Origin of the sequence: Lactobacillus psittaci DSM 15354 (assembly GCF_000425905.1) — a bacterium.
Classification (GTDB): Bacteria; Bacillota; Bacilli; order Lactobacillales; family Lactobacillaceae; genus Lactobacillus; species Lactobacillus psittaci.
Window position 1 is genome coordinate 59,704 of the sequence record NZ_KE384474.1, and the last position, 20,635, is coordinate 80,338.

Here is a 20,635-nt window from a genome sequence, read left to right on the forward strand (position 1 = left end):
ATAACTAAATACACCAAAAATTGAAAAAGATTTTTGAAAATCTTGATTTATTTAAAAAACAGAGTAAAATAGCAATTGTGTATTTTTGAAATATTATCACACGGGAAAAAAGAAACTCCCGGATGTGTGAACAATTAGGAGGAAAAATTAATGCCAACCATAAATCAATTGGTTAGAAAAGGCCGTCACTCAAAGACGACTAAATCAAAATCACCAGCTTTAAACTTTGGATACAACAGCATGAAGAAGGAACAAGTATTTAATCCTGCTCCTCAAATGCGTGGTGTTGCTACTCGTGTAGGTACTATGACACCTAAGAAGCCTAACTCAGCTTTACGTAAGTACGCTCGTGTACGTTTATCAAACTTAATCGAAGTTACTGCTTACATTCCAGGTGAAGGCCACAACTTGCAAGAACACTCAGTTGTTTTAATTCGTGGTGGTCGTGTAAAGGACCTTCCTGGTGTTCGTTACCATATTGTTCGTGGTGCCCTTGATACTGCTGGTGTTGACGGCAGAAAGCAAGGTCGTTCTAAGTACGGTGCAAAGAAAGGTTAAGGAGGAGTTAAATAATGCCTAGAAAAGGACACGTAGCTAAAAGAACTGTTTTAGCAGACCCAATTTACAACTCAAAGCTTGTTACCAAGTTAGTTAACCACTTAATGGTTGATGGTAAGAAGGCAAAGGCATCTTCTATCCTTTACGATGCCTTTGAAATCGTTAAAGACAAGACTGGTAAGGAACCACTTGAAGTCTTTGAAGAAGCAATGAACAACGTTATGCCTGTTCTTGAAGTTAGAGCTCGCCGTATCGGTGGTTCAAACTACCAAATCCCTGTAGAAGTTCGTCCAGAAAGAAGAACTACTTTAGGTTTAAGATGGTTAGTATCATACGCTCGTTTACGTAATGAACACACTATGGATGAACGTTTAGCTAACGAAATTATCGATGCTTCAAACAACACTGGTTCAGCAGTTAAGAAGCGTGAAGATGTTCACCGTATGGCAGAAGCTAACCGTGCATTTGCACACTACCGCTTCTAATTTGTCGTTCTTAGTAATTTTAAGGAGTATATATTATTATGGCTAATAAGCGCGAATTTCCTTTAGAAAAGACACGTAACATTGGTATCATGGCCCACATCGATGCGGGTAAGACTACCACTACTGAACGTATCCTTTACTACACTGGTAAGATCCACAAGATTGGTGAAACCCACGAAGGTGACAGTCAAATGGACTGGATGGAAGAAGAAAAGGAACGTGGTATTACTATTACCTCTGCAGCTACTACTGCACAATGGAAAGACTACCGCGTTAACATCATCGATACTCCAGGACACGTTGACTTTACTATCGAAGTTGAACGTTCACTTCGTGTTTTAGATGGTGCCGTAACTGTTCTTGACGCACAATCTGGTGTTGAACCACAAACTGAAAACGTTTGGCGTCAAGCTGAAACTTACGGTGTTCCTCGTATTGTTTTTGTTAACAAGATGGATAAAATCGGTGCTAACTTCGACTTCAGTGTTAAGACTTTGCACGAACGTTTAAATGCAAATGCTCACGCAGTTCAAATGCCAATCGGTGCTGAAGATCAATTCGAAGGTGTTATTGACTTAATCAACATGGTTGCCGATGTTTACGACGAAGATAAGCTTGGTGCTAAGTGGGATACTGTTCCAGTTCCTGATGAATACAAGGCAGAAGCAGAAAAGCGTCGTGGCGAATTAATTGAAGCAGTTGCTGATGTTGATGATGACATCATGGAAAAATACCTCGGTGGTGAAGAAATCACTAACGAAGAATTAAAGGCTGCTATCCGTAAGGCTACTTTAGACCTTAAGTTCTTCCCAGTATTTGCTGGTTCAGCATTCAAGAACAAGGGTGTTCAAATGATGCTTGATGGTGTTGTAGATTACTTACCATCTCCACTTGATGTTAAGCCTTATGTTGCCCACGATCCTAAGACTGATGAAGAAGTTGAACTTCTTGCTGATGACAACAAGCCATTTGCAGCTTTAGCATTTAAGATTGCAACTGACCCATTTGTTGGTCGTTTAACTTTCATCCGTGTTTACACTGGTTCACTTCAATCAGGTTCTTACGTATTAAACGCTTCAAAGAACTCACGTGAACGTGTTGGTCGTTTGCTTCAAATGCACGCTAACTCACGTACTGAAATTCCTGAAGTATTCTCAGGTGATATCGCAGGTGCCATCGGTTTGAAGAACACCACTACTGGTGATTCATTAACTGATCCTGACCACCCACTTATCCTTGAAAGTCTTGAAGTTCCAGACCCAGTTATCCAAGTTTCTATTGAACCTAAGTCAAAGGCTGACCGTGACAAGCTTGATGTTGCTCTTCAAAAGCTTACTGAAGAAGACCCAACATTCAAGGCTGAAACTAACGCTGAAACTGGTCAAACTTTAATCGCTGGTATGGGTGAACTTCACTTGGATATCATGGTTGAACGTATGAAGCGTGAATTCCACGTTGAAGCAACTATTGGTGAACCTCAAGTTGCTTACCGTGAAACCTTCACTAAGCCAACTAAGGCACAAGGTAAGTTTGTTCGTCAATCTGGTGGTAAGGGTCAATACGGTGACGTATGGATTGAATTTACTCCAACTAAGGAAGGCGAAGGCTACGAATTTGAAGACGCTATTGTCGGTGGTGTAGTTCCTCGTGAATTCATTCCTTCAGTTGACGCTGGTTTGCAAGAAGCTATGAAGAACGGTGTTCTTGCTGGCTACCCATTAATTGACGTTAAGGCTAAGCTTTACGATGGTAGTTACCACGAAGTCGACTCAAGTGAAGCTGCCTTCAAGGTTGCTGCTTCTCTTGCATTGAAGAACGCTGCTCCTAAGGCCGGTGCTGTAATTCTTGAACCTATCATGAAAGTTCAAGTAATTACCCCTGAAGAATACTTAGGTGACGTAATGGGTTCAATCACTGCTCGTCGTGGTAACATGGACGGTATGGAAGATCGTTCAGGTGCTAAGGTATTGAATGCTATGGTTCCACTTTCAGAAATGTTTGGTTACGCAACTACTTTGCGTTCATCAACTCAAGGTCGTGGTACTTTCACTATGGTATTTGACCACTACTCACCAACACCTAAGTCAATTCAAGAAGAAATTATCAAGAAGCGTGGCGGAAACGCAGAATAATTTCTTGATTATATAGATAAAAACCATTGCCATTTGGCAGTGGTTTTTATTTTTTTGTTTTTAAAAATAAAAAATTTTCTCGAAAAAAAGTATATTTTTTCGCAAAAAAATTTTGCAAAACCCTTGATAAATAGGCAAATAATCGGTATACTATTCATTGTGCATTTTATAGGGCGCAGTGCGCTCTGCACAAATATTTGTTGTAGCTTTGACGCAAAAGGTTGCGGCACACCAGGCTGCATTGCCACAGTGGTGGGTCGGTAATTTTTGCCGAGCTAGTCATCTTTTAAAGAAGACGCAAGGAGGTAATTTGATGGCAAGTCAACAAATTCGTATTAGACTTAAGTCTTACGAACATGGTATTCTCGATGAATCTGCTGCTAAGATCGTCGCTACTGCAAAGAGAACTGGTGCAGAAATTTCTGGTCCAGTACCTCTTCCAACTGAAAGAACTTTATTCACTGTTCTTCGTTCACCACACAAGAACAAGGATTCACGTGAACAGTTCGAAATGCGTACACACAAGCGTTTAATTGACATTTTGAATCCAACACCTAAGACTGTTGATTCATTAATGAAATTAGACTTACCTAGCGGTGTAGACATCGAAATCAAACTTTAATTTTTATAGATTTATGGAGGTGTAATCATGACCAAAGGAATCTTAGGAAGAAAAGTCGGTATGACTCAAATCTTCACTGACAATGGTGTCCTTGTTCCCGTAACTGTTGTTGAAGCAACCCCTAACGTTGTTATGCAAGTTAAGACTGTTGAATCAGACGGTTACGAAGCAGTTCAATTAGGTTACCAAGACAAGCGTGAAGTATTGAGCAACAAACCGGAAAAAGGTCATGCTGATAAAGCAAAGACTTCACCTAAGCGCTTCATTCGGGAAATTCGCGGTGTTGAGCTTAAGGATTACGAAGTCGGCTCAGAAGTTACTGTGGATACATTTAAGGAAGGTGACGTAGTTGACGTCACTGGTACTACTAGAGGTCACGGTTACCAAGGTAACATTAAGCGTCACGGCCAATCTAGAGGACCTGAAACTCACGGTTCAAGATACCACAGAATCCCTGGTTCAATGGGTTCAATCATTAACCGTGTACCAAAGGGTAAGAAGTTACCAGGTCACATGGGTGTGAAGACTGTTACTATTCAAAACTTAGTAATTGAAAAGGTTGTTGCAGACAAGAACGTTCTTTTAATTAAGGGTAACGTTCCAGGTGCAAAGGACTCATTAATCGTTGTAAAATCTGCTATTAAGGCTGACAAGTAGGAAGGAGGACGAAAATGGCTACTTTAAAAGTTATGGATCAAAATGGTAAAGATGCTGGTGAAGTTACCTTAAATGATAAGGTCTTCGGCATTGAACCTAACGAAAACGTTGTATTTGACGCTATTATTAGACAAAGAGCTGGTATGCGCCAAGGTACTCACTCAACTAAGAATAGATCAGCTGTTCGCGGTGGTGGTAAGAAGCCTTGGAGACAAAAGGGTACTGGTCGTGCTCGTCAAGGTTCTATCAGAGCTCCACAATGGCGCGGTGGTGGTACAGTATTTGGCCCAACTCCACGTTCATACGCATACAGCTTGCCACGTAAAGTTCGTCGCTTAGCTATCAAGTCAGTTCTTTCACAAAAGATGCAAGATCAAGACTTAATTGTTTTAGATAAGTTAAACTTAGCTGCTCCAAAGACTAAGGAATTCAAGGCTGTTTTAGGTAACTTAAACGTAGACAGCAAGGTCTTAGTTGTTTCTGACGATGAAAACGTACAACTTTCAGCTAGAAACTTAGCTAAGGTTAAAGTTGTTCCAGTTAATGGCTTAAATGTTGTTGATGCAGTTAACTATGACAAGCTTATCTTGACTCAAGACGCTGTTAAGAGAATTGAGGAGGTATTGGCATAATGAATGCACATGACATCATTTTAAGACCTGTCATTACTGAAAAGTCTACTGAATTGATGGATGCAAAGAAGTACACTTTCGATGTGCTTTTAACTGCAACCAAGACTCAAGTTCGTAACGCTGTTGAAGAAATTTTTGATGTTAAGGTTAAGAGCGTTAACATTATGAATGTTCGCGGCAAAGACAAGAGAGTTGGTCGTTACACTGGTAAGACCGCTCGTCGTAGAAAAGCAATCGTTACTTTAACTAACGATTCAAATGATATTAAGATCTTCGCAGAAGAAGACAATAAATAATTAGGAGGTTAGTCAATTGGCGATTAGAAAGTACAAGCCAACCACTAATGGTCGACGCAATATGACCTCTTCAGACTTTGCAGAAATTACCAAGAAGAAGCCTGAACGGACTTTACTTGAATCACAATCACATACTGCTGGTCGTAACTCATATGGTCATATTACTGTAAGACACCGTGGTGGTGGTCACAAGCAAAAATACCGTATCATCGATTTCAAGCGTAACAAAGACGATGTAAAGGCAATTGTTAAGGCAATCGAATACGATCCAAACAGAACTGCAAACATCGCTTTACTTCACTACACTGATGGTATCAAGGCATACATCTTGGCACCTAAGGGTCTTAAAGTTGGCGATATCGTTGAATCTGGTGTAGATGCAGACATCAAGCCAGGTAACGCACTTCCACTTGCAAACATTCCTACTGGTACTTCAATTCATAATATCGAATTAAAGCCAGGTAAGGGTGGACAATTAGTAAGAAGTGCTGGTACTGAAGGTCAAGTTCTTGGTACTGATGGCCGCTACACTTTAGTAAGATTACAAAGTGGAGAAGTTCGTCGTATTCTTTCATCTTGCCGTGCTACTATCGGTGTAGTTGGTAACGAACAACACTCATTGATTCAATTAGGTAAAGCCGGCCGTAGTCGTTGGTTGGGCAAGCGTCCACAATCTCGTGGTTCTGTAATGAACCCTAACGATCACCCACATGGTGGTGGTGAAGGTAAGGCACCTGTTGGTCGTCCACAACCTATGACTCCATGGGGTAAGAAGTCTCGTGGTATTAAGACTAGAAATACCAAGAAGGCCAGCGAAAAGATGATTATTCGTCACCGTAAGGGCAACAAATAATTAGAAGGAGGGTAATGATTAATGAGCCGTAGTATTAAAAAAGGTCCATTTGCTGATGAACACTTATTAAAGAAGGTCGCAGCACAAGAGAACGCAGAAAAGAAGCAAGTTATTAAGACTTGGTCACGTCGTTCAACTATTTTCCCTTCTTTTGTTGGTTTAACAATAGCTGTTTACGATGGTAGAAAGCATGTTCCTGTATATGTTACTGAAGACATGGTAGGTCACAAGTTAGGTGAATTTGTTCCTACTAGAACTTTCCGTGGTCACAAGGACACTGCTGACAAGGCTACTAAATAGTTAAGAGGAAGGAGAATAATAAATGGCAGAACAAATCACTTCAGCTAGAGCTGAAGCAAGAACCGTTCGCATCGCTCCTAGAAAAGCGCGTTTAGTTATTGACTTAATTCGTGGTAAGAGCGTTGCAGAAGCATTGGCAATTTTGCAATTTACGCCAAGAGCTGCTTCCCCAATCGTTGAAAAAGTTTTACGTTCAGCAATTGCTAACGCAGAACACAATTACGATCTTGAAAGTGCTAACCTCTACGTATCAGAAGCTTACGTCAATGAAGGTGCAACCCTTAAGAGATTCCGCCCTCGTGCTAAAGGTATGGCTTCTCCAATTAACAAGAGAACCAGTCACGTAGTAGTTGTAGTTTCAGAAAAGAACGATTAAGGGAGGTATATCGATGGGTCAAAAGATTAACCCAATTGGTTTCCGTCTCGGTGTTAACCGCGATTGGGAAGCAAAATGGTTTGCTGACAAAGGCTACAAAGAAACTTTGAACGAAGACTTACGCATCAGAAAATTTATCGCTGATAAGTTAAAGGATGCTTCAGTTTCTACTGTAGAAATCGAACGTGCTGCAAACAGAATCAACATTTCAATCCACACTGCTAAGCCAGGTATGGTAATTGGTAAAGGTGGTACTGAAGTTGAAGCATTAAGAAAACAATTAAATGCATTAACTGAAAAACAAGTTCACATTAACATTGTTGAAATTAAGAAGCCTGATCTTGATGCTGAATTGGTTGGCGATGGTGTTGCCCGTCAATTGGAAGCTCGTATTGCTTTCAGACGTGCTACTCGTCAAGCAACTCAAAGAGCAATGCGTGCAGGTGCCAAGGGTATTAAAGTTCAAACTGCTGGACGTTTAAATGGTGCCGACATGGCTAGAAGAGAATGGCACACTGAAGGTAGTGTTCCTCTTCATACTTTGAGAGCAGATATTGACTACGCATGGGTACAAGCTTTAACTACTTATGGTCAAATCGGTGTTAAGGTTTGGATTAATCGTGGTGAAATCTTACCAGGTCGTAAGAATAGACCAGCTTCTAAGCGTGCGAAGGGAGGAAACAAGTAATGCCATTAGTACCAAAGCGTGTAAAACACCGTCGTGAATTCCGTGGTAAAATGCGTGGTGCTGCCAAGGGTGGTAAAACTGTTGCATTTGGCGAATACGGTTTGATGGCTCTTGAATCCCACTGGATCACCAACAGACAAATCGAAGCAGCTCGTGTTGCGATGACTCGTTACATGAAGCGTGGAGGTAAAGTTTGGATCAGAATCTTCCCACAAAAGTCATACACTGCTAAAGGTGTAGGTGTACGTATGGGTTCTGGTAAAGGTGCACCAGCAGGTTGGGTAGCTGTAGTAAAAAGAGAAAAGATTATGTTTGAAATCGGTGGCGTTTCAGAAGAAGTTGCTCGTGAAGCTTTGAGACTTGCTTCTACTAAGTTGCCAATCAAATGTAAGTTTGTTGCAAAGAATACGGAAGTAGGTGGCGAATCTAATGAAGGCTAAAGATATCAGATCATTAACCACTGATCAAATGTTAGAAAAGGAAAAGCAATACAAAGAAGAACTTTTTAACTTGCGTTTCCAACAAGCAACGGGTCAATTAGAAAACACTGCCCGCTTGAGTCAAGTCCGTAAGAATATCGCCAGAATTAAGACTGTTCTGAGCGAAGAAGCATTGAAGCAAAACTAATTAATGGAAGGGAGTCATTAACTTGAGCGAAACAATCGAAAGAAATCGTCGTCACGTTTATCAAGGTCGCGTGGTTTCAGACAAGATGGACAAGACCATCACTGTTGTTGTTGATACTTACAAGAACCACCCTGTATACAAGAAGCGTTTTAAGTACTCAAAGAAGTACTACGCTCACGACGTTAATAACGAAGCTAAAGTTGGCGATACTGTACGTATCATGGAAACCCGTCCATTATCACGTCAAAAACGCTATCGTTTAGTTAAAATTGTCAAGAGACGCGTTTAGTTTGCGGATATAAGTGAGGGGAGGATTACATAGTGATTCAAAACGAAAGCCGTTTAAAGGTTGCTGACAACTCTGGTGCCAGAGAACTTCTTGTTATCCGTGTTTTAGGTGGATCAAAGCGTAAGACCGGTAATATTGGTGATATTGTTGTTTGTGCTGTTAAGCAAGCAACACCAGGTGGCGTTGTCAAAAAAGGTGACGTTGTCAAGGCTGTAGTCGTAAGAACAAAATCAGGTGCACGTCGCGAAGATGGTTCATACATCAAGTTTGACGAAAATGCTGCTGTCGTAATTAATGCCGACAAGAGCCCTCGTGGAACTCGTATCTTTGGGCCCGTTGCCCGTGAACTACGTGAGCACGACTTTATGAAGATCGTCTCTCTTGCTCCTGAAGTATTATAAAATTTTTAGGGAGGTGCACTGATGTTTGTTAAAACAGGTGACAAAGTAAAGGTTATCGCCGGTAAGGAAAAAGGCAAAGAAGGTACTGTAATCAAGGTAGATCGTAAGAACAACCGTGTTGTTGTTAAGGGTCTCAACATGATTAAGAAGCACGAAAAGCCATCTCAAACTAATGCCAATGGTGGTGTTGTTGAAACTGAAGGTTCAATTCACGCATCAAACGTTATGCTTGTTGATCCTGAATCAGGCAAGCCAACTAGAATTGGTCATGAAGTTGTTGATGGTAAGAAAGTTCGTATCGCTAAAGTTAGCGGTAAGGCAATTGACAAGAAGTAGAGAGGAGGATCTTAATGGCAAATCATTTAGCTGTACAATACAAGGAAGAAATTGCACCAGCATTAGCTGAAAAGTTTAACTACAAATCATCAATGCAAATTCCTAAGGTTGACAAGATCGTTTTAAACATGGGTGTTGGTGATGCAGTATCAAACGCTAAGAACTTGGATGAAGCTGTTGAAGAATTGACTTTGATTTCAGGTCAAAAGCCTTTAATTACTAAGGCTAAGAAGTCAATCGCTAACTTCCGTTTACGTGAAGGTATGTCAATCGGTGCTAAGGTTACTCTTCGTGGTGACAGAATGTACGATTTCTTAGACAAGTTAATCAACGTTTCTCTTCCACGTGTTCGTGACTTCCGTGGTGTTTCTACCCGTTCATTTGATGGTCGTGGTAACTACACTTTAGGTATTAAGGAACAATTGATCTTCCCAGAAATCGACTTTGACAAGGTTAACCGTACTCGTGGTTTGGATGTAGTTATCGTAACTACTGCACAAACTGATGAAGAAGCACGTGAACTTTTGCAACACTTTGGATTCCCATTTGCAAAATAGTTTTGGAGGACATTAATGGCTAAAACATCATTAAAAGTTAAAAATCATCGTCCTGCTAAGTTCTCAAGTCGTGAATACACACGCTGTGAAAGATGTGGTCGTCCACACTCAGTATATCGTAAGTTCGGCTTATGCCGTATCTGCTTAAAGGACTTAGCTCACAAAGGTCAAATTCCTGGTCTTAAAAAGGCTAGTTGGTAATATAGAGTAAGGAGGAAAGCATAATGGTCATGACTGATCCGATTGCTGATTTCTTAACTAGAATCAGAAACGCTAACATGGCAAAGCATGATTCAGTTGAAATTCCAGCATCTACGATGAAAAAGTCACTTTCAGAAATCTTGAAGCAAGAAGGTTTCATCCGTGATTACGAAGTAACTGATGACAACAAACAAGGTATGATCAAGATTTTCTTGAAGTACGGTCCAAACGGTGAACGCGTTATCTCAGGCTTAAAGAGAATTTCTAAGCCAGGTTTGAGAAACTACGTTGGTGCCGAAAACTTACCTAAGGTATTAAACGGTCTTGGTATCGCCATTGTCTCAACTTCTGCTGGTGTTATTACCGATAAAGAAGCTAGAGAAAAGAATGTTGGTGGCGAAGTTCTTGCCTACGTTTGGTAATTCTGACAGAAAGGAGAACAACTAATGAGCCGTATTGGTTTTAAAGTTATTAACGTTCCTGACAGTGTCACTGTTACCAAGGAAGGTAACACCATTACTGTAAAGGGACCAAAAGGTGAATTAACTAGAGAATTTAGTTCAAAGATTAGTTTTGAACAAAAAGACGGAGAAATCACTGTTTCTCGTTCTAGTGAAAACGACAAAGCTCTTCACGGTACTTCAAGAGCAAACCTTGCTTCAATGATCGAAGGTGTTGTTGATGGTTACAAGAAGAGTTTAAAGCTTATCGGTGTTGGTTACCGTGCACAAGCTCAAGGCAACAAGCTTGTTTTGAACGTTGGTTACTCACACCCAGTAGAATTTGAAACTCCTGAAGGTATTACTGTTAAGACTCCTTCAGCAGTTGATATTGAAATCGAAGGTATTTCTAAGCAAGTTGTTGGCCAATTTGCAGCAGAAGTACGTGCAGTTCGTCCACCAGAACCTTACAAGGGCAAAGGTATTCGTTATGTTGATGAATACGTTCGTCGTAAGGAAGGTAAGACAGGTAAGTAATAGAAATTTTTGAGGTGAAATTGTGATTTCTAAACCAGATAAAAATAAATTGCGCTTAAAGCGTCACAAGCGTATTCGTGGTAAAATTTCTGGTACTGCTGAGCGCCCACGCTTGAGTATTTTCCGTTCTAACAAAAACATCTACGCTCAAATTATTGATGACGTAGCGGGTGTAACGCTAGCAAGTGCCTCAACTTTAGACAAGTCAGTATCTGCTGAAGGTACTAAGCTTGAACAAGCACAAGCTGTAGGTAAAGCAATCGCTGAAGCTGCTAAGAAGAACAACATTTCAACTGTTGTGTTTGATAGAAGTGGTTACTTATACCACGGACGTATTCAAGCCTTAGCTGATGCAGCTCGTGAAAACGGATTAGAATTCTAGGAAGGAGATTTAACTAATGGCAAACCGCAACGATTCTCGTAAAGATCGCAGACCTAAAGACGAAATTGAAGATCAATTAGTTGCTGTAAACAGAATCACCAAGGTTGTTAAGGGTGGTCGTAGAATGAGATTTGCAGCACTTGTTGTTGTCGGCGACAAGAAGGGCCATGTTGGCTTTGGTACTGGTAAAGCTCAAGAAGTTCCAGAAGCAATCCGCAAAGCTGTTGAAGCAGGTAAGAAGAATATGATTTCTGTACCAACTGTTGGTACTACCATTCCTCACGAAGTAATCGGTCACTTTGGTTCAGGTAACATTTTACTTAAGCCTGCCGAAGCTGGTTCCGGTGTTGCAGCTGGTGGTGCCGTACGTATTGTTATGGATATGGCTGGTATTGCTGATATTACTTCTAAGTCACTTGGCTCTAACACTCCAATCAACGTTGTAAGAGCAACTATCGATGGCTTGAAGAAGCTTAAGACTCGTGAAGACGTTTTAAAGCTTCGTGAATCAGCAAAGAGCTTACAAGATTAGGAGAGACTAGATGACTGATTTAAAGATTACTTTAATTAGAAGTGCTGCCCACCGTCTACCTAACCAACGTAAAGTTGTTAAGGCTCTTGGTCTTGGTAGAATTAATAGCTCTGTTGTCCTTCCAGACAACGCTGCTACTCGTGGCGCATTAATGAAAATTGCCCACTTAATTTCAGTAGAAGAAGTTAACAAGTAAGATTTAAGGAGGTGCCGAATTAATGAAGCTTCATGAATTAAAACCTGCTGAAGGTTCTCGTCGTTCAAGAAAGCGTGTTGGCCGTGGTACTTCTAGTGGTTTTGGTAAAACCTCTGGTCGTGGTCAAAAGGGTCAATTGGCACGTCAAGGTGGACATACTCGTCCCGGTTTTGAAGGTGGTCAAATGCCATTATTCAGAACTATGCCTAAGCGTGGTTTCAAGAACATTAACCGTAAAGAATACGCAATCATCAACTTGGATGATTTAAACAAGTTTGAAAATGGTAGCGAAGTAACCATCGCTGACCTTAAGGCAAATGGCTTGGTAAAGAAAGAATTATCAGGTGTTAAGTTACTTGCTAACGGTGAATTGAAAGTTAAAGTTACTGTAAAGGTAAACAAAGTTTCAAAGGCTGCCGAAGAAGCAGTTAAAGCCGCTGGTGGATCAGTTGAGGTGATTTAATGTTCTCGACCTTGAAGAACGCCTTTAAGGATAAAGAAATTAGAAATAAAATTTTCTTTACTCTCTTTATTCTGCTGTTGTACCGGATTGGTGCGAATATCGCAGTTCCAGGTGTTAACGCAAAAGCGATTAATCAAATTGCAAATACTGGATTAATTCCAATGCTTGATACTGTGAGTGGTGGTGGATTGGATAACTATTCAATCTTTTCTCTTGGTGTTTCACCATATATTACTGCTCAAATTGTTATTCAACTTCTCCAAATGGATATTGTTCCCAAATTGGTTGAATGGGGAAAGCAAGGTGAGGTAGGCCGTCGTAAAACTAATCAAGTTACCCGTTATCTTGCATTAGCAGTTGCCTTTGTTCAAAGTATTGGTATTACACTTGGTTTCAATGCCTTAACACAAATGAAATTGGTTAAGACAATGACTCCACAGACTTATATCGAAATCGGTATTATTATGACGGCCGGTACGATGCTCCTAACTTGGTTGGGTGATGAAATTACTGATAAAGGACTGGGTAATGGGGTATCTGTAATAATTTTTGCAGGTATTATTGCCAGACTGCCAAATGGTATTGCGCAAATCTTCAAAGAAGATGTTACCAACGCAAGTAGTAGTGATCGCTGGAAAGGTATTCTGTTCTTCATTGCAATTATTGTTGCAATTTTAGTAATTACAAAAGTAGTTACTTGGGTTGAACAAGCTGTTCGTCGTTTGCCAATACAATACACTCGACGTGCAGCAGTCAGTGGTTCTGAAAGTTTCTTACCACTAAAAGTAAATGTATCTGGAGTTATTCCTGTTATTTTTGCTAGTTCCTTTATTATCACTCCATCTACTATTTTGATGGCATTTCAAAATAGCCAAGGTGATCAACAATGGTACCAAGTCTTAACACAAATCTTTAGTCTTCAGACTACGCCTGGCGCAATCATTTATACATTATTGATTGTATTGTTTACATTCTTCTACGCTTTTGTCCAAGTTAATCCAGAAAAGCTATCTGAAAACTTGCAAAAGCAAGGTGCTTATATTCCAAGCGTATGGCCTGGTAAAGACACACAAGATTTTGTTTCTAAATTATTAATCAAGCTTTCCACAGTTGGTTCATTTTACCTTGGTTTGGTAGCCTTAATTCCACAATTAGCAACTAATATCTGGGGTCTTCCAAGTTCAATTGGTCTTGGTGGAACTAGTCTTTTAATTGTGATTGGTGTGGTTTTGGAATTATCAAGACAAATTAATGGATTACTAATGAAGCGTGAATACGTAGGATTTATTAGATAGGTGTAATATAGATGATTAACTTAATTCTTTTAGGATTACCAGGTGCTGGTAAAGGTACAGTTTCTGAACGTATCGTTGATAAATATAGCTTGGCGCATATCTCTACTGGAGATATGTTTAGAGAAGCTATGGCAAATAAAACCCCAGTTGGATTGGAAGCCAAAAGCTACATTGATAAAGGTAACCTTGTTCCTGATGAAGTTACCGCAAAGTTAGTAGAAGAGCGTTTGTCACAATCTGATACTAATAATGGATTTATCTTAGATGGTTTTCCACGTACAACTGCTCAAGCTGAAATGCTTGAAGATATCACTAAGCGTCTTAAGAAACCTTTGACTAACGTTATTGCTTTAGACGTTGATGAAGGTGTTTTGGTAGATAGATTATCAGCTCGCTTTATGTGTAAATCATGTGGAGCAACTTATAACAAGTTCTCTAAGAAACCTAAAGTTGAGGGTACTTGTGATCGCTGTGGTAGTCATGAATTTTATCAAAGAGAAGACGATAAGCCAGAAGTTGTAAAGAATCGTCTTCAAGTTAATGAAAAGATGAATGCACCTCTTCGTGATTTTTACCAACAAAAGGGTATACTCTCTGTTGTAAATGGCGAACAATCACCTGAAAAGGTCTTCGAAGACACTGACGCAATTCTAAGCAAGAATTAAGAGTTTTTATTTATTTGCATTCCATGCTATAATTTCCAAGTATGACTATTTGATTCCGGAGGAAAAGCTTTGGCAAAAGATGATGTCATTGAAGTAGAAGGTAAGGTAGTTGATACCTTACCTAATGCTATGTTTAAAGTTGAACTAGAAAATGGAGCTACTATTTTAGCTCATGTATCAGGTAAAATCAGAATGCACTATATTCGTATTTTACCTGGAGATAAAGTAACGGTTGAATTATCACCATATGATTTAACTAAAGGTAGAATTACGTATAGATTTATCAAGTAATAACGGAGGTAAACATGAAAGTTAGACCATCTGTTAAGCCAATGTGCGAACATTGCAAAGTTATTAAGAGAAATGGTCGTGTGATGGTTATTTGCCCTGCAAATCCAAAGCACAAGCAACGTCAAGGTTAATAAGATTTAAGATATAGGAGGTGCAATTTATGGCACGTATTGCTGGTGTTGACTTACCAAGAGATAAAAGAATCGTAGTCGCATTGACATATATTTACGGTATTGGTGAACCAACTGCTCACGAAATTTGTGCAGCTGCTGGCGTTTCTGAAGATATTCGTTCAAAGGATTTAACTCCAGAAGACCAAGAAAAGCTTCGTGCAGAAGTTGATAAGTACCGTGTTGAAGGTGATTTACGTCGTGAAATTAGTATGAACATTAAGCGTTTAGTTGATATTGGTTCATACAGAGGTGTTCGTCACCGTCGTAGCCTTCCTGTTCGTGGTCAAAATACTAAGAACAATGCACGTACTCGTAAAGGCTCAAAGAGAAGCCGTTAATTAATCTAAGTAAAGAGGAGGTTTATTAATGCCTGCAAAGAAAAACACACGTAAGCGTCGTGTGAAGAAGCATGTTGAATCTGGTGTGGCTCACATTCACTCAACATTTAACAACACTTTAGTTATGATTACTGATGTACAAGGTAACGCAGTTGCTTGGTCATCTGCTGGTGCATTAGGCTTTAAGGGTAGTCGTAAGTCTACTCCATTTGCAGCTCAAATGGCTGCAGAAGCTGCTGCAAAGTCATCAATGGATCAAGGTATGAAGCACGTAGAAGTATCTGTTAAAGGTCCTGGTGCTGGTCGTGAAGCAGCTATCCGTTCACTTCAAGCTACTGGTCTTGAAATTACTGCTATTCGTGATGTTACACCTGTACCACACAATGGTTCCAGACCACCAAAACGTCGTCGTGTCTAATATTGTCCGGTTTGATGGACATTACGTTTTGAAAGGGGCCCAGTAATGATTGAATTTGAAAAACCAAATATTACCGTTGTTGACCAAGAGGAAGCATACGGTAAGTTTGTTGTCGAACCATTAGAACGTGGATTTGGTACCACTTTAGGTAACTCATTACGTAGAGTGTTGCTTACTTCAATCCCTGGTACGGCACTTTCTTACATCCAAATTGATGGCGTTTTACACGAGTTCTCAACAGTTCCAGGCGTGCGTGAAGACGTTACCAAGATTATTCTTAACCTTAAGAAGCTTGAATTAAAGTCTGTTGCTGATGAAGAAAAAATCATTGAACTTGATGTAGAAGGCCCAGCTACTGTCACTGCTGGTGATTTAAAGGTAGACTCTGATGTTACTGTTTTAAATCCTGATCAATACATTTGTAGTATTGCTGAAGGTGGTCACTTGCACATGCAACTTGCAGTTAAAACTGGTCGTGGTTATGTTTCAGCAAGTGAAAATAAGACAGAGGACATGCCTATCGGAGTTATTCCTGTTGATTCACTCTTTTCACCGATCAAAAAGGTTAACTACCAAGTCGAAAGTACTCGTGTAGGGAAGAGAGACGACTACGATAAACTTACGCTAGAGGTTTGGACTGATGGTTCAATCACACCTAGTGACGCCCTTAGTTTTGCTGCTAAAATCTTAGTTGAACACTTTAAAGTATTTGAATTTTCTGATGCTGAAACTGATTTCGGTGGCGAAGTAATGGTTGAAAAGGAAGATAATAAGAAAGAACGCAGACTTGAAATGACTATTGAAGAGCTCGATCTTTCTTTTCGTTCTTACAACTGTTTGAAACGTGCTGGTATTAACACTCTTCAAGAATTAACTGACAAGAGTGAATCAGATATGATGCGCGTAAGAAACTTGGGACGTAAATCATTAGAAGAAGTTAAAAACAAACTTGCAGATCTTGGTCTTTCTCTTCGTGATGAAGATTAGGGATTTGTATATAAGGAGGCAAACTTATGGCATATCGTAAATTAGGTCGCGACAGTGCACATAGAAAAGCAATGCTTCGTGAAATGACTACTCAATTAATCATTAACGAACGTATCGTGACTACTGAAGCTCGTGCTAAAGAAATTCGTAAGACTGCTGAAAGAATGATTACTTTAGGTAAGCGCGGAGATCTTAGTGCAAGAAGACAAGCAGCAGCTTTCGTTCGTAACGAAATTGCTGATGTTAAAGAAGAAAATGATGCAGTTGTTGTAAAGTCAGCTTTACAAAAATTGTTTAGCGATATTGCACCTCGTTACAAGGATCGTAATGGTGGTTACACTCGTATTATGAAACTTGCTAACGCTCGTCGTGGTGACGGTGCACCAATGGTTATCTTGGAATTAGTTTAATTCCACACATTAACTTAATAGCTATTAAGAATTATTCATGGAAGTGAGAATAAGCGTCAAGATGATGGCCAATAGGCTTAGTCTAGCTTAGATGTAGAGCATCCCTCTCCATGGATGATTTTTTTTATCCTTTTTTCTGTTACAATGAGTAGGTCAGAAAGAACGAGGTGTTGACATGGAAAAGAACATTATTGAAGTTCATAACTTAACTTTTACTTATCATGATGGTGAACGTCCAGCACTTGATCATTTAAATTTTAATATTAAGGCTGGATCATGGACTGCAATTATTGGCCATAATGGTAGTGGAAAATCAACGCTTGCCAGACTTTTAAATGGATTACTCGTTCCAGATGAGGATAAAAAAGATCCTACTAGAATAACTATTGATGGAATTGAATTAAATGAAACGAATTTATGGAATATACGTGATAATATTGGTATTGTATTTCAAAATCCTGATAACCAGTTTGTTGGAAGTAGTGTCGCAGATGATGTGGCTTTTGGATTAGAGAATCGTGCAATTCCAAGGAGTGAAATGCTAAAAATTGTGCCAGATGCAATTGATAAAGTTGGAATGAGTGATTATTACGATACGGAACCGAGTCAGCTTTCAGGTGGTCAAAAACAACGTGTTGCAATTGCGGGTATTTTAGCAGTAAAACCAAAAATAATTATTTTAGATGAGTCAACATCAATGCTTGATCCAGAGGGAAAACGTGATATTTTGAATTTGGTCAAACAAGTTAAAGATGATAATGACTTAACAGTCATTTCAATTACTCACGATTTAGATGAAGCTACTTTAGCAGATGATATTTTAGTTTTAGATGATGGTAAATTAATTAAGCATGATAAACCAAAAAATATCTTTGCTAATAGTGAGTTGCTAAAAAATTCTGGACTCGATTTACCTTTTGTGTTCCAAGTTCAAAATGCACTTAGGCAACAAGGAATTCCACTAAGTCCAAATTTAGATACTGAAGAAAAGTTGGTGAAAAGTTTATGCCAATTACGTTTGAAAAAGTAAGTTATGTATACGAACCAGGGACTCCTTTTGCTAAAAAAGGACTTGATAATGTTAGTTTTACTCTTAAAGATAACAAATTTATTGCATTAATTGGACATACAGGTAGTGGGAAATCAACCTTAATGCAACATTTCAACGCTTTGTTAAAGCCAGCAAATGGTGAAATTAGAGTTGATGATTTTGTAGTTAATAATCAGACAAAAAATAGGGATTTAAAAAGACTTAGGAAAAATGTAAGTCTAGTTTTTCAATTTCCAGAAGCGCAATTATTTGAAAGTACGGTTATAAAGGACATCGAATTTGGTCCTAAGAATTTTGGCTTTGATGAAGCAGCTGCAGAGAGTTTAAGTTATAAGTGGTTAGAAAAAGTAGGGCTAGATAAAAAAATAGCCAGCAAATCCCCATTTGATTTATCTGGTGGACAGATGAGAAGAGTTGCAATTGCTGGTGTTATGGCATATGAACCAAAAGTTTTATGCTTAGATGAACCTGCGGCTGGACTTGATCCTCAAGGTAGGAAAGAAATGATGCAACTCTTCAAAGAGTATCAATTATCCGGACATACGGTTATTTTAGTTACTCATAATATGGATGATGTTGCTAATTATGCTGATGATGTTTTAGTTATGGAACATGGGCAGTTAATTAAACATGATGTTCCGGAAATTATCTTCCAAGATTCTGCTTGGCTTAAGCAGCATCATTTAGATGAGCCAAGTACCAGTTTATTTGCTCAGAATTTAGTCAAACATGGATTTACTTTTAGTAAAAATCCTTTGACAATGGAGGAGTTAATAGCAGGAATTAAAAAGAATCTGGTGATATGATGAGCAAAATAATTATAGGACGTTATATTCCAAGTGATTCCATCATTCATCGAATGGATCCACGTGGAAAAATTATTGCAACTTTTTTATTTATCTTCGTGATTTTTCTAGCTAATAATTGGCAGTCATATTTAATTGTTACTTTTTTTACTTTACTTAGTATCTATTTCACTAAATTAAAAGTAAAAATGTTTTGGGATGGAGTTAAGCCATTATTGGGACTGATTCTTTTTACTAGCTTACTTCAATTATTTTTTGCACCAAGCGGTAAAATATATTGGCAATGGTGGATTTTTTCGATTTCAACGATGGGGACAGTAAATGCAATATATATCTTCTTGCGTTTTAGCTTAATAATTTTAATCTCAACAGTAATGACACTCACCACAATGCCACTTGAAATAGCTGCAGCATTTGAATGGATAATGTCACCTTTGAAAATTTTTAAAGTTCCTGTAGCTGAAATTTCCCTCATTATGTCAATTGCATTGCGTTTTGTACCAACTCTTTTTGATCAAACAGTTAAAATTATGAATGCTCAAAGAGCACGTGGTGCTGACTTTAGCAGTGGAAATTTAATTCAAAGAATTAAGGCTATTGTACCTTTATTAGTCCCTTTATTCATTAACTCATTAGAAGTAGCAATTGACTTGGCAACAGCAATGGAATCACGGGGATATCGATCAAGTGAAGGTCGAACCCGTTATAGGACCTTAGCCTGGTCTAAGTATGATTTATATAATTTAGGCTTTTTCATGACGTTAACAATATTATTAATGGTATTTAGGAGATATTAATGGTTCGCTATAAAATGACAATGGAATATGATGGTCATCTTTTTCATGGCTTTCAAATTCAGCCACATCAGCGTACAGTTCAAGGAGTCATTGAGCAGGCTTTAGAGAAAATGACAAAAGGAAAAAGAGTGATAGTTCATGGTTCTGGAAGAACTGATGCAGGAGTCCACGCTTTAGGACAAGTTATTCACTTTGATTACCCTATACAAAAATCTTTTATTCCAGCTGATAAAATGATTTTAGCTTTAAATTCAATGATGCCGACTGATATTATTTTTAAAGAGGCAGAGATTGTTGATGAAAATTTTCATGTGCAATATTCCACTAAAGGAAAATGGTATCGATATATAGTTAGCTTAGATCACTTTGTAGATCCCTTTAAACGGTTTTATACCGGCCATTATCCTTATAAGTTAGATTTACATTTAATGCAAGAAGCAGCTCAAGATTTGCTCGGAGAACACGATTTCACTTCATTTGCGGCAAGTGGTGGTCAAATTATTGATAAGGTAAGAACAATTTATTATGTAAAAGTTTGGGAAAAGCCAGAAGAGCATGAAATTGTTTTTGACTTTATCGGAAATGGTTTTTTATATAATATGGTCAGAATTATGGTTGGAGCTTTATTAGAAATTGGAAATGAAAGACGACCTGTTCATGATTTACGCCGGGTAATTTCTGCTAAAGACCGACAAGAAGTAAGAAATACTGCTCCAGCAAGTGGTCTCTATCTCTATCATGTTTTTTATGAAGAAGTACCTGAGAAATATCGATTAGACAAGAAAAAAGATTGACATTATGCCTCAAAGCAAGTATCATAAACTACGTATGTTTGTCCACGATA

General features: G+C 38.9%; 36 protein-coding genes. All 36 read left to right on the top strand.

Features of this window, described 5'->3' with window-relative positions; translation table 11 throughout:
* Positions 1 to 150: 150 nt before the first annotated feature.
* Positions 151 to 558 carry a 30S ribosomal protein S12 gene (rpsL, locus tag H628_RS0106360; protein WP_027825709.1) on the top strand — a complete coding sequence of 136 codons (408 nt, stop codon included), beginning with the start codon at positions 151 to 153 and terminating at the stop codon, positions 556 to 558.
* A 14-nt stretch (positions 559 to 572) separates the two neighbouring features.
* Positions 573 to 1,043, top strand: a complete 471-nt coding sequence (gene rpsG / locus H628_RS0106365; protein ID WP_027825710.1) for a 30S ribosomal protein S7 — start codon at positions 573 to 575, stop codon at positions 1,041 to 1,043.
* Between the two features lie 38 nt (positions 1,044 to 1,081).
* Positions 1,082 to 3,175: an elongation factor G gene (gene fusA / locus H628_RS0106370; RefSeq protein WP_027825711.1), complete on the top strand. Its 2,094-nt coding sequence runs from the start codon at positions 1,082 to 1,084 to the stop codon at positions 3,173 to 3,175.
* A 313-nt stretch (positions 3,176 to 3,488) separates the two neighbouring features.
* Complete coding sequence (gene rpsJ / locus H628_RS0106375; RefSeq protein ID WP_006585205.1) at positions 3,489 to 3,797, top strand: 30S ribosomal protein S10; 309 nt, start codon at positions 3,489 to 3,491, stop codon at positions 3,795 to 3,797.
* 27 nt (positions 3,798 to 3,824) lie between these two features.
* The gene (gene rplC / locus H628_RS0106380) at positions 3,825 to 4,454 is read left to right on the top strand and encodes a 50S ribosomal protein L3 (RefSeq protein ID WP_027825712.1); all 630 of its coding nucleotides are present in this window, start codon (positions 3,825 to 3,827) and stop codon (positions 4,452 to 4,454) included.
* A 14-nt stretch (positions 4,455 to 4,468) separates the two neighbouring features.
* A complete protein-coding gene (rplD, locus tag H628_RS0106385; protein WP_027825713.1) occupies positions 4,469 to 5,086 on the top strand; it encodes a 50S ribosomal protein L4 in 618 nt (205 codons plus the stop codon).
* Positions 5,086 to 5,382: a 50S ribosomal protein L23 gene (gene rplW, locus H628_RS0106390; protein WP_027825714.1), complete on the top strand. Its 297-nt coding sequence runs from the start codon at positions 5,086 to 5,088 to the stop codon at positions 5,380 to 5,382. Before rplD ends, rplW begins: the two co-directional genes overlap by 1 nt.
* Positions 5,383 to 5,398: 16 nt before the next feature.
* A complete protein-coding gene (rplB, locus tag H628_RS0106395) occupies positions 5,399 to 6,235 on the top strand; it encodes a 50S ribosomal protein L2 (RefSeq protein WP_027825715.1) in 837 nt (278 codons plus the stop codon).
* A gap of 21 nt (positions 6,236 to 6,256) precedes the next feature.
* Positions 6,257 to 6,535: a 30S ribosomal protein S19 gene (gene rpsS, locus H628_RS0106400; RefSeq protein WP_027825716.1), complete on the top strand. Its 279-nt coding sequence runs from the start codon at positions 6,257 to 6,259 to the stop codon at positions 6,533 to 6,535.
* A 22-nt stretch (positions 6,536 to 6,557) separates the two neighbouring features.
* Complete coding sequence (gene rplV, locus H628_RS0106405) at positions 6,558 to 6,911, top strand: 50S ribosomal protein L22 (RefSeq protein ID WP_027825717.1); 354 nt, start codon at positions 6,558 to 6,560, stop codon at positions 6,909 to 6,911.
* 13 nt (positions 6,912 to 6,924) lie between these two features.
* Complete coding sequence (gene rpsC / locus H628_RS0106410; protein ID WP_027825718.1) at positions 6,925 to 7,599, top strand: 30S ribosomal protein S3; 675 nt, start codon at positions 6,925 to 6,927, stop codon at positions 7,597 to 7,599.
* Positions 7,599 to 8,039, top strand: a complete 441-nt coding sequence (rplP, locus tag H628_RS0106415) for a 50S ribosomal protein L16 (RefSeq protein WP_027825719.1) — start codon at positions 7,599 to 7,601, stop codon at positions 8,037 to 8,039. The genes rpsC and rplP overlap by 1 nt, the downstream gene beginning before the upstream one ends.
* Positions 8,029 to 8,226 carry a 50S ribosomal protein L29 gene (gene rpmC / locus H628_RS0106420; RefSeq protein WP_027825720.1) on the top strand — a complete coding sequence of 66 codons (198 nt, stop codon included), beginning with the start codon at positions 8,029 to 8,031 and terminating at the stop codon, positions 8,224 to 8,226. Before rplP ends, rpmC begins: the two co-directional genes overlap by 11 nt.
* A gap of 22 nt (positions 8,227 to 8,248) precedes the next feature.
* On the top strand, positions 8,249 to 8,515 hold the full coding sequence (gene rpsQ / locus H628_RS0106425) for a 30S ribosomal protein S17 (RefSeq protein ID WP_034538431.1): 267 nt from the start codon (positions 8,249 to 8,251) through the stop codon (positions 8,513 to 8,515).
* Between the two features lie 32 nt (positions 8,516 to 8,547).
* Positions 8,548 to 8,916: a 50S ribosomal protein L14 gene (gene rplN / locus H628_RS0106430; protein ID WP_027825722.1), complete on the top strand. Its 369-nt coding sequence runs from the start codon at positions 8,548 to 8,550 to the stop codon at positions 8,914 to 8,916.
* 21 nt (positions 8,917 to 8,937) lie between these two features.
* A complete protein-coding gene (gene rplX, locus H628_RS0106435; RefSeq protein ID WP_027825723.1) occupies positions 8,938 to 9,252 on the top strand; it encodes a 50S ribosomal protein L24 in 315 nt (104 codons plus the stop codon).
* A 14-nt stretch (positions 9,253 to 9,266) separates the two neighbouring features.
* The gene (gene rplE / locus H628_RS0106440) at positions 9,267 to 9,809 is read left to right on the top strand and encodes a 50S ribosomal protein L5 (RefSeq protein WP_027825724.1); all 543 of its coding nucleotides are present in this window, start codon (positions 9,267 to 9,269) and stop codon (positions 9,807 to 9,809) included.
* Positions 9,810 to 9,824: 15 nt separating this feature from the next.
* Positions 9,825 to 10,010 (top strand): type Z 30S ribosomal protein S14, encoded by a 186-nt coding sequence (locus tag H628_RS0106445; protein ID WP_027825725.1) that lies wholly within the window; start codon positions 9,825 to 9,827, stop codon positions 10,008 to 10,010.
* A gap of 23 nt (positions 10,011 to 10,033) precedes the next feature.
* Complete coding sequence (rpsH, locus tag H628_RS0106450; RefSeq protein ID WP_027825726.1) at positions 10,034 to 10,432, top strand: 30S ribosomal protein S8; 399 nt, start codon at positions 10,034 to 10,036, stop codon at positions 10,430 to 10,432.
* Between the two features lie 24 nt (positions 10,433 to 10,456).
* Positions 10,457 to 10,987 carry a 50S ribosomal protein L6 gene (gene rplF / locus H628_RS0106455; protein WP_027825727.1) on the top strand — a complete coding sequence of 177 codons (531 nt, stop codon included), beginning with the start codon at positions 10,457 to 10,459 and terminating at the stop codon, positions 10,985 to 10,987.
* A 22-nt stretch (positions 10,988 to 11,009) separates the two neighbouring features.
* On the top strand, positions 11,010 to 11,369 hold the full coding sequence (gene rplR / locus H628_RS0106460) for a 50S ribosomal protein L18 (RefSeq protein WP_027825728.1): 360 nt from the start codon (positions 11,010 to 11,012) through the stop codon (positions 11,367 to 11,369).
* Between the two features lie 16 nt (positions 11,370 to 11,385).
* The gene (gene rpsE, locus H628_RS0106465; RefSeq protein WP_006585188.1) at positions 11,386 to 11,901 is read left to right on the top strand and encodes a 30S ribosomal protein S5; all 516 of its coding nucleotides are present in this window, start codon (positions 11,386 to 11,388) and stop codon (positions 11,899 to 11,901) included.
* Between the two features lie 10 nt (positions 11,902 to 11,911).
* Positions 11,912 to 12,097 (top strand): 50S ribosomal protein L30, encoded by a 186-nt coding sequence (gene rpmD / locus H628_RS0106470; protein WP_006585187.1) that lies wholly within the window; start codon positions 11,912 to 11,914, stop codon positions 12,095 to 12,097.
* A 22-nt stretch (positions 12,098 to 12,119) separates the two neighbouring features.
* Entirely contained in the window at positions 12,120 to 12,560 is a 441-nt protein-coding gene (gene rplO / locus H628_RS0106475; protein WP_027825729.1) for a 50S ribosomal protein L15, read from the top strand.
* A complete protein-coding gene (gene secY, locus H628_RS0106480) occupies positions 12,560 to 13,855 on the top strand; it encodes a preprotein translocase subunit SecY (protein ID WP_027825730.1) in 1,296 nt (431 codons plus the stop codon). Before rplO ends, secY begins: the two co-directional genes overlap by 1 nt.
* Positions 13,856 to 13,866: 11 nt before the next feature.
* Positions 13,867 to 14,520: an adenylate kinase gene (locus tag H628_RS0106485; protein WP_027825731.1), complete on the top strand. Its 654-nt coding sequence runs from the start codon at positions 13,867 to 13,869 to the stop codon at positions 14,518 to 14,520.
* 69 nt (positions 14,521 to 14,589) lie between these two features.
* The gene (gene infA, locus H628_RS0106490; RefSeq protein WP_006585184.1) at positions 14,590 to 14,811 is read left to right on the top strand and encodes a translation initiation factor IF-1; all 222 of its coding nucleotides are present in this window, start codon (positions 14,590 to 14,592) and stop codon (positions 14,809 to 14,811) included.
* Positions 14,812 to 14,825: 14 nt separating this feature from the next.
* Entirely contained in the window at positions 14,826 to 14,942 is a 117-nt protein-coding gene (gene rpmJ, locus H628_RS0106495) for a 50S ribosomal protein L36 (RefSeq protein ID WP_006585183.1), read from the top strand.
* 29 nt (positions 14,943 to 14,971) lie between these two features.
* Positions 14,972 to 15,322, top strand: a complete 351-nt coding sequence (gene rpsM / locus H628_RS0106500) for a 30S ribosomal protein S13 (RefSeq protein WP_027825732.1) — start codon at positions 14,972 to 14,974, stop codon at positions 15,320 to 15,322.
* Between the two features lie 28 nt (positions 15,323 to 15,350).
* Positions 15,351 to 15,740 carry a 30S ribosomal protein S11 gene (gene rpsK / locus H628_RS0106505; protein ID WP_027825733.1) on the top strand — a complete coding sequence of 130 codons (390 nt, stop codon included), beginning with the start codon at positions 15,351 to 15,353 and terminating at the stop codon, positions 15,738 to 15,740.
* Positions 15,741 to 15,785: 45 nt separating this feature from the next.
* Positions 15,786 to 16,727 (top strand): DNA-directed RNA polymerase subunit alpha, encoded by a 942-nt coding sequence (locus tag H628_RS0106510; RefSeq protein WP_027825734.1) that lies wholly within the window; start codon positions 15,786 to 15,788, stop codon positions 16,725 to 16,727.
* Positions 16,728 to 16,753: 26 nt separating this feature from the next.
* Entirely contained in the window at positions 16,754 to 17,137 is a 384-nt protein-coding gene (rplQ, locus tag H628_RS0106515) for a 50S ribosomal protein L17 (RefSeq protein WP_027825735.1), read from the top strand.
* A 175-nt stretch (positions 17,138 to 17,312) separates the two neighbouring features.
* Positions 17,313 to 18,167, top strand: a complete 855-nt coding sequence (locus tag H628_RS0106520; RefSeq protein WP_027825736.1) for an energy-coupling factor transporter ATPase — start codon at positions 17,313 to 17,315, stop codon at positions 18,165 to 18,167.
* Positions 18,143 to 18,994 (top strand): energy-coupling factor transporter ATPase, encoded by an 852-nt coding sequence (locus tag H628_RS0106525; protein WP_027825737.1) that lies wholly within the window; start codon positions 18,143 to 18,145, stop codon positions 18,992 to 18,994. Before H628_RS0106520 ends, H628_RS0106525 begins: the two co-directional genes overlap by 25 nt.
* Positions 18,994 to 19,791: an energy-coupling factor transporter transmembrane component T family protein gene (locus tag H628_RS0106530; protein WP_027825738.1), complete on the top strand. Its 798-nt coding sequence runs from the start codon at positions 18,994 to 18,996 to the stop codon at positions 19,789 to 19,791. Before H628_RS0106525 ends, H628_RS0106530 begins: the two co-directional genes overlap by 1 nt.
* A complete protein-coding gene (truA, locus tag H628_RS0106535; RefSeq protein WP_027825739.1) occupies positions 19,791 to 20,585 on the top strand; it encodes a tRNA pseudouridine(38-40) synthase TruA in 795 nt (264 codons plus the stop codon). The genes H628_RS0106530 and truA overlap by 1 nt, the downstream gene beginning before the upstream one ends.
* Positions 20,586 to 20,635: the final 50 nt, after the last annotated feature.